Origin of the sequence: Chryseobacterium lactis (assembly GCF_003815875.1) — a bacterium.
GTDB lineage: Bacteria > Bacteroidota > Bacteroidia > Flavobacteriales > Weeksellaceae > Chryseobacterium > Chryseobacterium lactis.
Genome location: NZ_CP033924.1, coordinates 374247 through 388703, shown reverse-complemented (window position 1 = coordinate 388703; position 14457 = coordinate 374247). Strand labels below are relative to the sequence as shown.

Annotated in this window: 11 protein-coding genes; 9 read left to right on the top strand and 2 right to left on the bottom strand. The window is 35.9% G+C overall.

Features of this window, described 5'->3' with window-relative positions; genetic code table 11:
• Positions 1 to 217 precede the first annotated feature (217 nt).
• Positions 218 to 1105, bottom strand: coding sequence for a cbb3-type cytochrome c oxidase N-terminal domain-containing protein (locus tag EG342_RS01705; protein WP_103292001.1), 888 nt, complete (start codon positions 1103 to 1105; stop codon positions 218 to 220).
• An 18-nt stretch (positions 1106 to 1123) separates the two neighbouring features.
• The gene (gene ccoN / locus EG342_RS01700; RefSeq protein WP_103292002.1) at positions 1124 to 3403 is read right to left on the bottom strand and encodes a cytochrome-c oxidase, cbb3-type subunit I; all 2280 of its coding nucleotides are present in this window, start codon (positions 3401 to 3403) and stop codon (positions 1124 to 1126) included.
• A gap of 182 nt (positions 3404 to 3585) precedes the next feature.
• Here ccoN and EG342_RS01695 point away from each other — a divergent pair, with 182 nt between their 5' ends.
• From EG342_RS01695 to EG342_RS01655, 9 genes are all read left to right on the top strand, one after another.
• The gene (locus EG342_RS01695) at positions 3586 to 3882 is read left to right on the top strand and encodes a helix-turn-helix domain-containing protein (protein ID WP_103292003.1); all 297 of its coding nucleotides are present in this window, start codon (positions 3586 to 3588) and stop codon (positions 3880 to 3882) included.
• A 272-nt stretch (positions 3883 to 4154) separates the two neighbouring features.
• On the top strand, positions 4155 to 7124 hold the full coding sequence (locus tag EG342_RS01690) for a sensor histidine kinase (protein ID WP_103292004.1): 2970 nt from the start codon (positions 4155 to 4157) through the stop codon (positions 7122 to 7124).
• The gene (locus EG342_RS01685; RefSeq protein ID WP_103292005.1) at positions 7121 to 7735 is read left to right on the top strand and encodes a response regulator transcription factor; all 615 of its coding nucleotides are present in this window, start codon (positions 7121 to 7123) and stop codon (positions 7733 to 7735) included. The genes EG342_RS01690 and EG342_RS01685 overlap by 4 nt, the downstream gene beginning before the upstream one ends.
• Before the next feature lie 176 nt (positions 7736 to 7911).
• On the top strand, positions 7912 to 8859 hold the full coding sequence (locus tag EG342_RS01680) for a hypothetical protein (protein ID WP_103292006.1): 948 nt from the start codon (positions 7912 to 7914) through the stop codon (positions 8857 to 8859).
• Positions 8860 to 9037: 178 nt separating this feature from the next.
• Positions 9038 to 10456 carry an amino acid permease gene (locus EG342_RS01675; protein WP_103292007.1) on the top strand — a complete coding sequence of 473 codons (1419 nt, stop codon included), beginning with the start codon at positions 9038 to 9040 and terminating at the stop codon, positions 10454 to 10456.
• 181 nt (positions 10457 to 10637) lie between these two features.
• The gene (locus tag EG342_RS01670; RefSeq protein WP_103292008.1) at positions 10638 to 11438 is read left to right on the top strand and encodes an AraC family transcriptional regulator; all 801 of its coding nucleotides are present in this window, start codon (positions 10638 to 10640) and stop codon (positions 11436 to 11438) included.
• Between the two features lie 105 nt (positions 11439 to 11543).
• Complete coding sequence (locus tag EG342_RS01665; protein ID WP_103292009.1) at positions 11544 to 12158, top strand: hypothetical protein; 615 nt, start codon at positions 11544 to 11546, stop codon at positions 12156 to 12158.
• Between the two features lie 5 nt (positions 12159 to 12163).
• The gene (locus tag EG342_RS01660; RefSeq protein ID WP_103292010.1) at positions 12164 to 13258 is read left to right on the top strand and encodes an agmatine deiminase family protein; all 1095 of its coding nucleotides are present in this window, start codon (positions 12164 to 12166) and stop codon (positions 13256 to 13258) included.
• Positions 13259 to 13563: 305 nt separating this feature from the next.
• Positions 13564 to 14196 (top strand): HdeD family acid-resistance protein, encoded by a 633-nt coding sequence (locus tag EG342_RS01655; protein ID WP_103292011.1) that lies wholly within the window; start codon positions 13564 to 13566, stop codon positions 14194 to 14196.
• Positions 14197 to 14457: the final 261 nt, after the last annotated feature.

Sequence of the window (14457 nt, the reverse complement as noted above, 5' to 3'; positions counted from 1 at the left end):
GCCTTGGCTGCCTTATTATGGAATTTTTAGTTTAGTAGTTGTCAAGTGAATAGTTGAGTAAGACGAGCCAAGGTGTGGATTTTATTCTTTAAAAAAGCCCCCTTTATATCATTTTTTAATGTTGAAAAGGTTAGTTAGCAAAAATGAAAATTCAAATGTTAGTGTAGTTGTAAAGGGGGCTGGCATGGTTTGTTTATATCATTGAGGTAATAAATTTTTAATTGTTTCCGTTTTCCCATTTCACTTCTTCTCCCTGCGGTGCGGCACCACCTTGTGCTGCTGTGATTGGAGAAGATTCCTGATTGATGTGATAAATGTAAGCCGCAATTTTTTCAGCATCTTTTCCTGTGATTGTTCCCTCTTTAATAAAAGGCCTCATCGTAGGGTTGTTGGGTGAACCATTCTCAAGCATCCAGAAAACATTTTTGAATAAGCTTTTTTCTTTGATGTTGATCCAATGCGTGTCGGTAAGATTAGGGCCGATTCCTCCCTTACCACCGTCACCATGACAGGTTACGCAATTGGTTTTGAAAAGTTCCTGACCTTCTGCAATATTGTCTGCGCTGTATTTTGCCGTTTCCAGATTGATCTGGGGAGCTGTTTTTTCATATTCTGCGATGGAAGCCAGCATGGTTTTCGTTTCTTTGGTATATTCGGCTTCCGGATGGGCATAATCTGTGAAAGAAAATGCTGTCAGATATACTACGCAGAAAATACATCCGAACCAGAACAGGCCGATCCACCATTTTGGAAGTGAATTATCAAGCTCCGTGATTCCATCAAAACCGTGGTCAATAAGAATATCTTTTTCTTCAGTGACTGATTGTTTTTTGAAGGCAGAATTCCATAGTTTCTGATAATAAGGAACACTTTTTTCTGCCAGGTACTGTTTTTTTTCTTCCTCTGAAAGTCTGCTGAAGCTTTCATTTTCAATCATATCTCCGATAGAATTCATGATCATCAGAAGAATGATGGCAATTAATATCAGCGCCCAGAAAAACGGCGAAGTAAAATATCCTGAATCACTGGCAAACATTTCAAAGGCCATGATCGTTAAACCTATCGTTACTGCGATATATACTGAAATTGGGGTTCTCGTTTTCATTGCAATACAATTTTAATATTACTCAACACTCGCTGTTTGAATCTGTGTGGTTTTGATATCCGTACCTAATCTTTGCAGGTAGGCAATCATGGCTACAATTTCTCTCTGTTCAAGAGGTACATAAGCAGATCCTTTTGCTGTTTTTTCTTTTACCATCTGATCTTTTACGTCTGTAGCTTCTGAATAAATTCTTTCTACAATTGCTTTAGACTGGTTGTCTGCCCATTGATTGGCAGAGTCGATCTGAGCTTTTGTATAAGGAACATCGAAGGAGTTTTTCATCAGCTTCATTTTATCTACCATTTGAGTCCGATCCAGTTTGTTGGTAATTAACCATGGGAAACGTGGCATGATAGAGCCTGCAGAAGTAATTCTTGGGTTATACATATGTTTAAAATGCCATGAATCCGGGTTTCTGCCACCTTCTCTGTGAAGGTCCGGACCTGTTCTTTTAGATCCCCATAAGAATGGCCTGTCATAAATAAACTCTCCAGCTTTAGAATACTGACCATTTTTTCCTTCAAATCTTAACACTTCATCACGGAAAGGTCTGATCATCTGTGAGTGACAAGAATTACATCCTTCACGAACATATAAATCTCTTCCTTCCAGCTCCAATGGAGTGTATGGTTTTACCGAAGTAATGGTAGGAACACTTTGTTTTAATGACAGAGTAGGAACAATTTCCACAAGCCCACCGATTGCTATGGTAATGAATGCCAGGATAGAAAGCAGTACAGGTGTTCTCTCCAGCCAAAGGTGTACGCCTTCTCCTTCTTTTCTGTTGGTGCCAATGTTAGCCAATGCAGGTGCTTCTGCGGGAACTTCTTTCTGGAATGAACCGGCTTTGATGGTTTTAATAACATTGATGACCATTAAAATGGCTCCGGACAGATAAAGAATTCCGCCCAGGAATCTCATTTTAAAGTAAGGAATAATCGCTGTAACCGTATCCAGCCAGTTTTTCCATAACAAGGTGCCGTCCGGGTTGAATTGTTTCCACATCAATCCTTGGGTGAATCCTGAAATATACATGGGTACTGCATAGAAAATAATTCCTAATGTTCCCAGCCAGAAGTGCCAGTTGGCCAATTTTTTAGACCAAAGTTGAGTTTTCCACATGATCGGAACCAGATAATAGATCACCCCGAAGGCCATGAAACCATTCCATCCAAGAGCTCCCAAGTGTACGTGGCCAATTACCCAGTCGGTATAATGCCCGATTTTATTTAAAGATTTTGTTGCTAATAAAGGACCTTCGAAGGTTGCCATCCCATAGCAGGTAACGGCGACTACAAAGAATTTAAGGATAGGATTTTCTCTTACTTTATCCCAGGCTCCTCTTAAGGTAAGAAGGCCATTCAGCATTCCTCCCCATGATGGTGCAATCAACATGATAGAGAATCCGGTACCTACAGCCTGGGCCCAGGCAGGTAATGCTGTATATTGCAGGTGGTGAGGGCCGGCCCAAAGGTATACGAAAATCAACGACCAGAAGTGGATAATAGATAATTTGTATGAAAATACCGGGCGTTGTGCCGCTTTTGGCATAAAGTAATACATCAGACCTAATACAGGGGTAGTCAGTACGAATGCTACTGCATTGTGCCCATACCACCATTGTACTAAGGCGTCTTTTACACCTGCATATACAGAATAAGATTTCCAGCTTGTGAAAGATAACGGAACCTCCAGGTTATTAAAGATATGCAGCATCGCTACGGCAATCCATGTAGCCAGGTAAAACCAGATTGCAACATATAAATGTCTTACTCTTCGTTTAGCAATGGTTCCGAACATATTGATTCCGAAGATGACCCATGAGAAGGTAATTAAAATGTCGATTGGCCATTCGTGTTCGGCATATTCTTTAGAAGTATTGATTCCCATCAGGAAAGTAATAACGACACTGATAATCATCAACTGCCATGACCAGAAATGAATCCATGAAAGAGTATCACTATACATTCTTGTTTTCAGCAGCCTTTGCATACTGTAATAGGCGCCACAGAAAAAGGAATTACAAACGAAAGCAAAAATTACGGCACTTGTATGGAGCATTCTGATTCTTCCGAAGCCCATCGCTCCCTGAGTATTGATTAATCCCTGAATATTGCCCGATGCTAAACTTTTAATCGTAGTGTCGTCTGTACCGAATAAAAATTCAGGTAATTCAGGATAAAAAAGCATCAATGCGGCAGTAAGCCCCAGCAGAAATCCGACAAGTCCGAATACGATAGTAGCATAGAGGAATGCCCTGACAATATTATTGTCATAATTAAATTTTTGCGTCTCCATAAATTCCAATAGTGTTTACCGAAGTGATATTTTCTCTGAAAGAAGCTTATTTTCGCCTTTTTCTATATTGAAAATAAATATCATGTAACGTGTATAATGTTTTGCCAAAGGTATTTATTAACTTTGTTGAAGGCTAATAGATAATCTTCTAAAGTATACCGAAAACTACTAAAACAAAAACGATGAAAGTATGTGGACAAAATATCAGAAAAATCCGTAGGAGCAGAGATCTTACGCAGGAGTACATGGCCTTTGAAATGGGAATTTCCCAGAAAGCCTATTCCGATATTGAAAACTCCAAGGTGAAGATTAACCTGGATATCCTGACTAAAATATCTGATATTTTAGAGATCAGGCCATCTGATATCTGTAGCATCTCTCATAAATGTGGAGTGGATGACGTATATGAAGATAAATATCAGGGATTGGTAGAGTATATGAAAAAAAATAATATTTCAATTCCGAAAGAATACCTGTAGCTTTTATATTAAATTTTAGTAATATAAAATAACAACCTCCTCATATACCTGAAGGAGGTTATTATTTGTTGCAAAGCTTGTGTTTCTAGTGGTAAGCCTGATTTAAACGCCTGAAGGGGGAACAAGTATTTATTGTATTAAATATATTATAATAGATATAGTATTCATAAATAATTATGTAGAAAAAAATTCACATAATTGTGGATAAATATTTACAATAATTATAATTTTCTATAATATATTTGTCTTGTAAATAATGCCGGCCTAACTGAATGAAGCTCCTGTCCTTTATTTTATTGATGCTTTTTCTATCTGTCAACGGACAAAGCTATACGATTCAATCGTATAATATGGATAACGGTTTGCCTCAAAACAGTATCAAAGACATTGTGAAGGATAGGTATGGCTTTATCTGGCTGTCTATGGAGGGGCGAGTTGTTCGCTATGATGGAAGTCGATTTACGCAATACAATAATTTTAAGTTTGAAAATTTAAGCTTCGGGGATTTCTATGGTAACATTATCAATGACAGGATCACTATTTTTAATGATTCCGAAAAAGACGGGTTGCTGATTTCCCAAAGATATCCTCATCCCGCATCTTCTAATATCGTTACCAACCCGAATACCACTGCGACAACGCACGGCAAAATAGGGAAGAGGCTTGTCAAAAATAATATTACCGTAAGATTCGTTTCCTATATTGATTCTTACTTTATTCAACTGGAAAAAGGTGCTTACTATTTTGAGAACAACAGTATTATTTATGTTGATCAAAAAAATAAAAAAGAAACAAAAGTAGCCCTGGAGTTTTCACGTAATCGGTTAAAACGATTGTTTGTTCATGGTGAATATGTTTTTATTGCTGATCCCGAAAAGAAACAGATATTGCAATTGTATCAGGGGAAATATTCTTATATCAATGCTCCATCTCTTTATACCGATCCCGATACAAAAGTCTACTGGCAGCAGATATCCGGCCAGGTTTTTATGATCAATCATGGGAAGATCTACAAAAGTCAGTTTTCGGATGGCAATCTGAAGCTTTCTTATGTATTAGAATATAAAGAGATTGATAAGGAAATTTCAGGGGCTATGTTCTATGATGAGGTTTTTAATAAATTATATATTGGAAGCTCTATTAATGGATTGAAAATTTTAAGTCTTTCTGATTTTTCTGTTTCTGTAAAAAATCTGCCGTACCAGGATGAGGTCTGTTATGCATCAATTCCGTATGGTAATAGTTCTATACTGACTCAGGAAGGAATCACATATTATAAAGACAGGTCCGAAAGATTGTATAAAGTTCCTCAATCTTATGATAAGCGATATATTTTTCGGGATAATTCAGGAAATCTTGTGTACAGAGAAAACAATTCTATTCATGTACGATATAAAAATACCGGTTTTACTAAGTATGATTCCATTTCGTTTAAAGAAAAAGAGATTGACGGAATATATAAAAGTGGAGGATTGTATATGGCATCTGTTGTAAGTGGAAAGCAGCCGTATCTTTATCTATTTAGTCACGATAATTTTAACAAAATTGAGAGGCGTATTCCCTGTCATGATAATATTGACACGGTTTTAAGGTACAATGAAGATCTTCTTTACCTAGGAGGCAGTAGTGGAGTTGATGTTTTCTCTCTCTCGCAGAATAAAGTAGTGGAGCATATAGGAAAGGGCCTTCCTGTAAAACAAATCATACAAACCGGGGATGGAAATATCTGGTTCACGACCTACAATCGTGGAATTTATCTGATAAAAAATCAGAAAGCAATTAAGCTTCCTGTGGATAAAAATAATTTCCTGGCCAATGCTCATTATCTGTTGGAGGATAAGAATTCCAATGTATGGATCTCGTCTGATAACGGATTGTTTAGAGTCAATAAAAACATACTCCTCCGGTATATGGAGTTTCAAAAAGGAATTGTTACCTACTACCGCTACACTAAAGATCATGGTTTTTTGAATAATGAATTCAATGGCAGTGCTTATCCTTGCGGTCATATTCTTGAGGATGGGCAATTTGTTTTTCCTTCGATGGCCGGGTTTGTATTCTTTACCCCTCAAAATGTTAAAACCTATTATCCCGGAACACAAGATATCTATCTTGAGAAAGCAAGAGTAAAAGGACAAATAGTTCAGATAGGAGATAAGCTTCTTCTAAAACCCGGGTATAAAAATGCTGATATATACATTGATCTTCCTTATTATGCTGATCTGGAGAATATTTATCTTCAGGCAAAATTGATGGGAGGAGAAGACAATCAATGGGTTAATATTAAAAATGATAAGACTTTCAGATTAGCCAATATAGAACCCGGGAAATATAGTTTGCAGATTAGATTTTTATCTTCAGAAGGCGGAAAATTTGTGTATAAAAGTCTGTCGGTGGAGATTGAAGCCTATTTTTATCAGACGCTTACCTTTAGAATATTGATAGTAGGGCTCGTTATGTTGGCTTTTGTCATTATCCTTCAGATCAGAACTAATTTTTTAAGATTAAAGAATAAAGTATTAAAAAATACTCTTGTTCACAGAGACAGGGAATTAAAGGAGACTCATAATAAGCTTAAAAATGAGTCCGATTACCAAAAAAAACTGATAGAGAGCATAAGCCATGATATTACCACCCCGGTAAAATTTATTTCCCTTTTGTCACAGGAATTATACGAATCTGAAGATCCCAAAAATCAGAAAAAATATTTTGACAGTATTTATAAAACTTCCGAACAGCTGTATAAGTTTACTTTAAGCCTTAAAGAATATACGGAATTGTATAAACAAAAAAATACAGAAGAAGAGGAACATATTATTCATGATTTAATTGAGGCTAAAAAGCTCTTGTTTGAAGAGATTGCTGCCCGGAAAAATACATTTATCTATAATTTTTGCGATCATCATGCATCAACAACTGTTAATAAAAATATTCTTCTGGCCATTTTCCATAATATCATTGATAATGCAGTAAAAAACACAACAGATGGAGAGATCGTGATAACATCATCCTCAACTCATTCTCATCTGGAAATCTGTATTGCCGATACGGGCAGTGGGATGTCTGATGACCAGAGAACCTATTATTTCGGTTTGTTTCATAAAAAAGAAAATCTGATTTTCAAAAATTATGGACTCGGATTACACATGGTCGTTCAGCTCATGATGAAAATTGATTCTGAAATGACTTTTCATAAAAATACTCCGAAGGGAACAATCATTAAAATCATTATTAAAATATGACAAAAAAAATATTAATTGCAGATGACCATCATGTGGTAAGAATCGGGACAGCCATGATTCTGGAGAAAAATTTTGATTATTTTGAAATCGGTTTTGCGGAGACCTATCAGGAAGTTAAACAGAAAGTAGAAACAGAAAAATTTGACCTGGTCATCCTTGATATTGAACTTCCGGGAAGTATTCTTAAATCAATGGTTAAAGAAATTAAAAACATATCCGAAGATACCAAGGTTTTAATATTCACTTCCTATAAAGAAAATATTGCCATTCAGTATATTGAAGAAGGTGCCGATGGTTTTTTAAATAAATTGAGTGATTCCGCAAGCTTTGTGAAAGCAATTGAAGGTATTTTTAAAGATGGCTACTATTATACCCCTGAAGTACTGAATGAAATGGTGAAAGGGGCGAAAAACAAAAAAGCGTCGGAACTCCTATCCGAAAGAGAATTGCAGGTTTTTAACCTTCTGGCAAAAGGAAACGGAAATCTTGAGGTGGCCAACATACTGGATATTCAGGAGTCAACTGTTGGAACTTACAAAAGAAGGATTTACCAAAAATTAAAGATTACCAATATAGTTGAGTTACTGGCAATTTACAACGAATTGCATTAACTGTACCACTCAATAATGTCATAATACCAGTACGATCTTGTAAAAAAATGCGTACAGAATCTATAAGCAATATCCTCATTTTTCGCAGTAAGTTGGTCCTGTGAAAAATCCTGTTGCATCAATGAAGTGACGGGTTGATAGTATGATTGATATTAAATTCCCTTAGATTCTAGATTATGAGAAAAAAATTACTTTTCATGACCTTCTTAACAGGTTTAGGCTGTGCGATGGTCAATGCTCAGAGTGGTAATATAGGAGTAAATACTCCCAATCCCGGCAGTAGTCTGACGGTAAACGGTTCTTTTGCAGCGGCATATAAAACAGTCTCTACTGGGGGCTTGGTAGGAGCTAATGATTACTATATCGCTTATAATTCAGCTGGCAACGGAACTCTTACTTTACCTGCAGCGATCAATGGAGCCGGTAATTTTGCAGGACGCACTTACCATTTTAAGAATACAGGAACAGGAGATCTTTTTATTGCTGCTAATGGTTCGGAGCTCATCGATAATCAAAACGGCATCGGTGCCGGAGTTTCTACCCTTACAATTCCTACCGGATATTATGCATTTCTGGTAAGTAAAGGAACTACAACTGGTTCCACATGGGAGCTGGTATTATATTCGAATTCGAATACGATGCCTTCGTCAGACAATACCTATCCTTTTGCTACCCAGGCTACCCAAATCCGACAAAGCTGTGACGCAACTCCCAATCCTTCCAGTCCATGGATTCGAACCGCAATTGTTTACCAGAACACTATTCTTAACAAAGGCGGAGTTGTAAATACAGCTACAGGAGCGTTTAAGGCCCCTACCGATGGCTATTATGTAATTAATGGAAGCACCCAATTTGATAATGGAGGAATGCCAGCTCCTCCTCCAACTTTTACCTGGACAACCTTGTACTTGATTAAAAATTACGCTCCTAATAATGTGGGAACTGTATTAGTTCAGTCTTATCAACCTACGGCAACCGTAGTTTTTGGTTCAAGTGTTTCAACGATGACTTATCTGGCTGCCGGAGATACTGTAACAATGGCTTCCGTAGCGGGTGTATCCACAGGAAGTAAATATGAGGTGGTAACGAGCTCAATGTATGGATATAAAATAGCAAATAAATAATTTTTTTCTAAAATAAGAATAGGCCTCAGCAAATTGTTGAGGCTTTTATTGCACTCTAAAAATTAGATTAAGTAAGAAAATGCAGCTTATCTTTGATTGATGAATTGTCAATTTACCCCATAGAATGTGAATTTCTCTGAAAAGTTTTTATATATTTAGCGACCGAATAATTCATTCAATGAGCAACGAAAATAAAACAGGACAAAACGAGACTTTAGTTAGAGGATTAACAAATCGACACATACAATTAATTGCCCTTGGAGGTGCCATAGGAACCGGATTATTTCTGGGAATCGGGCCTGCTGCCGTACTGGCGGGACCATCGGTTATTTTAGGATATGCCTTAGCAGGAATCATTGCCTTTTTTATCATGCGTCAGCTTGGTGAAATGGTTGTTCAGGAACCTGTTTCAGGAAGTTTTAGTTACTTTGCCTACAAATATTGGGGAAATTTCCCGGGTTTTGCCTCCGGATGGAACTACTGGATTCTCTATATTCTGGTGAGTATGGCTGAACTTACAGCAATCGGGCACTATATTCATTTCTGGTGGCCGGAAATTCCGCTTTGGGTGTCCAGTTTATTTTTCTTTATCATCATTAATGCGTTAAATCTTGCTTCTGTAAAGGTATATGGAGAAACAGAATTTTGGTTTTCCATTATCAAGGTAGTCGCCATTATTGCAATGATTATCTTCGGGGTGTACCTTTTGATAAGCGGAACCGGAGGTGAGAAAGCAAGTATTACGAACTTATGGAATGATGGCGGGTTTTTCCCGAAAGGATTATTCAATAAAACGGAAACCGGATACTCGGGATTATTTGCTGCAATGGCTATGGTCATGTTCTCTTTCGGAGGATTGGAGTTGATCGGGATTACAGCAGCAGAAGCAAAAAATCCTGAAAAAACAATTCCACAGGCAACCAATCAGGTAATCTACAGAATTTTAATTTTCTACGTAGGAGCCTTGGTGATTTTATTTTCATTAAGTCCGTGGAGAGAGATTACGGAGGGATCAAGTCCGTTTGTAATGGTATTTCAGAATTTAAATGGACTGGAATTCAGTGTTTTTGGAAAGATAGTTCAATTCAATACATTGATTGCAAATGTCCTTAACTTAATTGTTTTAACCGCTGCATTATCCGTTTATAACAGTAGTGTTTACAGTAACAGCCGAATGCTTTTCGGGTTGGCTCAACAGGGAAATGCGCCTAAATTTCTGAAAAAATTAAATAAAAATTCAGTACCCACCAATGCAATCATTGTGTCATCATGTTTTGCAGGAATCTGTATTATTATCAATAAACTGGTGCCGGAAAAGGCTTTTGAATATTTAATGGCACTTGTTGTTTCTACATTGATTATCAATTGGTTGATGATATGCTACACTCACTTAAAGTTCAGGAAATCTATCAATGCTTCAGGCATTCAATCGAAATTTCCATCTATATTTTATCCTATATCCAATTATATTTGTATTGCATTTTTAGTATTGATATTAGGATTAATGAGTATTACAGGAATGGAAATTCAGGTGATCTTAATTCCGGTTTGGATAGCATTTTTATTTGTAATGTATAAATTGTATAAACCTAAGTAAAATATAAAGATCCGTAAAAACGGCTTGAAAGATGAAAATCAACTATTGATTTTCATCTTTTTTGTTTTAAGTGAACCTCACGATATAAAGTTTTTCAATTCAAAAAGAAAAATAATAATCGGATTGCTATATTTGGTATTAAAATAGTTTCTTCCTCATTGCCATTTTAAAATAATATAAAATGTACACCAGTATTAATGAGATCCAAAAAATTGTTGATTATATTGAAGTCAATTTCGATAGGGAAATTACAGCTCATGAAATAGAATCAATGTCTCATTATTCTTACCGGAATTTTCAACGGGTCTTTTTCAAAATTTTCAATGAGACTATTTCCGGATTTCAAAAGCGGCTACGCCTTGAAAATGCCTATAAAAAGCTTATCTATACAGAGGATAAACTTTCAGAAATTGCATGGCAGGTGGGTTATTTTAATATTCAGTCTTTTTCAAAAGCATTTAAAAAACAATACTCAATCTCTCCTGTTGAAGCAAGAAAACAAAAGCAGGATATCTTCAAAACCTTTATAGAAAGTAGTAGTGCAAATGTGAATTTTGAAATAAAATATAAAGATGCTATTTCTGTTTATTGTAAATTTATTAAAGCTAAAGATTATAATAATCAGGATATTAATGCTTTGTGGAAAGAAATAGAGCCGGAAGATGAAATATTTGAGGCTGCTTTCGGAATTATCCTTGATCAGCCACTGATTACCAGCCGTTCTCATTGCAGGTATGGTGCCGCTGTAACTTATGAGCATCTATTAAAAGGATTTTTGAAAAAAGAAATTTTTGGAAGGAAATACGTTATGTTTACCCACTATGGAGCGTACGAAAATATTTTAGAAACGTACCGTTCATTTTATCGATTTTGGTTGGAAGAACAGCAATTATTACTGGATAATTCTGAAGTTATTGAGGAGTATTTCTATTCTGAAGACGGAGCACTTACCACTCATATTTATTTTCCTTTGTATGAGTAGAATGTCCTTTTAGGACAATATTTACTTTTCTGGAGACCTAATTTTGCACCAGTAAATGATCATAATGATGGAATTTACCTAGTTAAATTAAGAAGACAGAGCACAATGAAAAAATATGTATTTCTCCTGACTTTATTATTCCCTTTTTATGGACAATCCCAGATTTCTATCCAGGCCTATGGAGGAAATAAAGAATCAGAAATTCTGGGAATTTATAGTAAAGACTTTAAAAGCAAATGGAATTATTTCGCTTCGGGAACTATTGCTTATACCTATGATTCCAAAAAAGTAACTCCGGAGCTTTATCAAAATCTTAATTATGGAATCGGAAAAAATTGGGGCGTTTCGGCGGGAGTCCATATTTCGGATCAGGATATCATGCCATCAGTAGGATTAGCATACGGAAAAGAAAATGACGTTTTTGGAATCAGTATTTTCCCTGCAGTTACCTATTCTACAGATGCGAAACAGTTTGGGCTTGGCTTATATACTTTATTGGAATATACACCGAAAATCAATGAGCGATTCAATTTTTATAGCATGTTGATTGTAGAATCTGATTTTAGTTTTAAGGAACATCAGTCCAGCAGTCAGGTGATCCGTTTGGGCCTGGAAACCAAAAAAAAGATGCAGTTTGGGATAGGAAGCAATATTGCCCAGACCGGAAGTACCTTTGAATCCGAGGCTAATTTCGGAGTATTTATCGGAAAGAAATTTTAAATCATATGAACAAATTATTCACACTCACTTTTGTAATGAGTTTTATAGTAAGTATGGCACAGACCTATCATTTTCCTGAAGAATCGTCCCGCCATGAAGGGACCTGGCTGCAATGGCCTCATCATTATCAGCATGGAGTTACCTATCTTAAAAGAGTGGAACAGACATGGATTGATATGACAAAAGCCCTTCAGACAGGAGAAAAAGTTCACATTATTGCCTATAATAATGAGGAGAAAAACAGAATTGTAAGCCTTTTAGAACAAAATAAAATTCCATTGAAAAATGTTGATTTCAGAATTTATCCTACAGATGATGTATGGGTCAGAGATAACGGACCTATTTTCGTAAAAGACAGCAAAGGAAATGTTGTCATTGAAGATTGGGGTTTCAATGGTTGGGGGGAGAAGTTTGAATCTGAAAATTGTGATCAAATTCCACAACGTATAGGAAAAGACCTCGGAATGAAAGTAATCGACTTGAATGAAGAAATGGTAAATGAAGGAGGTTCTGTAGAAACTGATGGAAACGGTGTTTTAATGGCTTGTAAAAGTTCAGTGATCAGTCAGAAAAAAGGGGCCATCAGAAATCAGGGAATTACCCAGCAGGAAGCGGAAGAAATGTTTGAAACCTATTACGGGGTATCCAAAGTAATCTGGCTCGATGGTGTGACAGGGCTGGATGTGACAGATATGCATATTGACGGTTTTATGAAATTTGTTAATCATAATACAATGATTACAATGAATGAAGATGATCTTCTTGATCTCGGACTTTCTGAAAAGGATGTGAATACGTTATATACAGCTTCCAATACGGATGGAAAAGAATATAAAAAAGTGTATCTGCCGGCTACCAAAAATAAAGTAAAAACTGCCTACGGTAAGCAGTTGGATGAAAAAGGTTCATATATCAATTATTATGTAGCCAATACCGTAGTACTGGTGCCGAATTATGGAGATCCTAATGATCAGATTGCCAACACAATCATTCAGAAACAGTATCCCGGAAGAAAAGTAATCGGAATAGATGTAAGAAACCTTTATGAAAATGGCGGAATGGTACATTGTGTTACCCAGCAACAACCTGCAGGAAACTAATTTTTTTAAATAGATTTTACAAGTAGAATACCTTTAAGCTCTGATAGAATGAATTAAATTACATAATTTATTCCGTCAGAGTTTTTTTTGAATACAACGCTGCTGCTATTTATTATTGAAAAAAATAACAGATAAGCTTTTTTTCTTGGTGAATTATTCACAAAATGTCATCATTGGCTCAGGTATTTTTCGTAAATTAGAAAAAGATATATTTCAAATTTGTGTGAAAATTATACTTTATTTGAAATTTCTGCGGACAGGCCGAACACCGTTATACAAAGTAGGCAGAATTAAAAAACACACCTATGGCCAATTTATTTCAAACTTTTACAAACACGGTAAAACATTGGTATATTCCATTAATCTTTGGAATTTTGTTTCTGATTTGCGGTTTCTATGTATTCAGTGTACCGCTGGCAACTTATGTGACGCTATCTGTTTTCTTTAGTGTCTCATTTTTGTTCTCCGGAATTACGGAAATATTTTTCTCTATACAGAACAGTAAATCCCTGCAAGGTTGGGGATGGTTTCTGGTGAGTGGACTATTGACGACAGCAATTGGTATTTATCTCATTGCTTATCCGCAAATTTCAATGTCTATTCTTCCCTTTGTGATAGGGTTTACTTTATTATTCCGTTCTTTCCAGCTGCTGGGATTTGCCTTTGATTTGAAAAGTATGAAAATAATGAGTTGGGGAAATGTAGCTCTAGCGAGTGTAGGAGGAATTATATTCTCTTTATTATTGATCTTCAATCCAGTATTCACTGGGATTTCTTTAGTGACACTCACCGGCGTTTCTTTTATCTTTATAGGAATAGCTTCCATTATGCTGGCACTGGATTTGAGAAAGGTTAAAAAGATTCCCGGAAAAGTCAGTCAGGAATTAAGAGACAGAATCAAATCGATCCAGGACGAGATTGATGATTTGAAAAAATAATAAACATCGTTTTTATAAACCAAAGCTACTTCGATAAAGGAGTAGCTTTTTTATTGCCAAAACAAGAATTATAAAAATGAATTGGAAATATTCCTAACAAAAAAATGATATTAAAATTAGCTTTTAATAGTAAAAAATAAATGACAGGAAGAATTATCGTTTTGTTTTAAAAAAAAATTTATTATTTATTTCATCGTGATAAATATTTTATCGTTTAAACCTTGTTGTGTTGTTGTGTTTTTATTTAATCTAGTGGATTGA

Coding starts and splice junctions, on each gene's coding strand:
- EG342_RS01705 (WP_103292001.1), bottom strand. CDS start 1,105: ATGAAAACGAGAACCCCAATTTCAGTATATATCGCAGTAACGATAGGT.
- ccoN (WP_103292002.1), bottom strand. CDS start 3,403: ATGGAGACGCAAAAATTTAATTATGACAATAATATTGTCAGGGCATTC.
- EG342_RS01695 (WP_103292003.1), top strand. CDS start 3,586: ATGAAAGTATGTGGACAAAATATCAGAAAAATCCGTAGGAGCAGAGAT.
- EG342_RS01690 (WP_103292004.1), top strand. CDS start 4,155: ATGAAGCTCCTGTCCTTTATTTTATTGATGCTTTTTCTATCTGTCAAC.
- EG342_RS01685 (WP_103292005.1), top strand. CDS start 7,121: ATGACAAAAAAAATATTAATTGCAGATGACCATCATGTGGTAAGAATC.
- EG342_RS01680 (WP_103292006.1), top strand. CDS start 7,912: ATGAGAAAAAAATTACTTTTCATGACCTTCTTAACAGGTTTAGGCTGT.
- EG342_RS01675 (WP_103292007.1), top strand. CDS start 9,038: ATGAGCAACGAAAATAAAACAGGACAAAACGAGACTTTAGTTAGAGGA.
- EG342_RS01670 (WP_103292008.1), top strand. CDS start 10,638: ATGTACACCAGTATTAATGAGATCCAAAAAATTGTTGATTATATTGAA.
- EG342_RS01665 (WP_103292009.1), top strand. CDS start 11,544: ATGAAAAAATATGTATTTCTCCTGACTTTATTATTCCCTTTTTATGGA.
- EG342_RS01660 (WP_103292010.1), top strand. CDS start 12,164: ATGAACAAATTATTCACACTCACTTTTGTAATGAGTTTTATAGTAAGT.
- EG342_RS01655 (WP_103292011.1), top strand. CDS start 13,564: ATGGCCAATTTATTTCAAACTTTTACAAACACGGTAAAACATTGGTAT.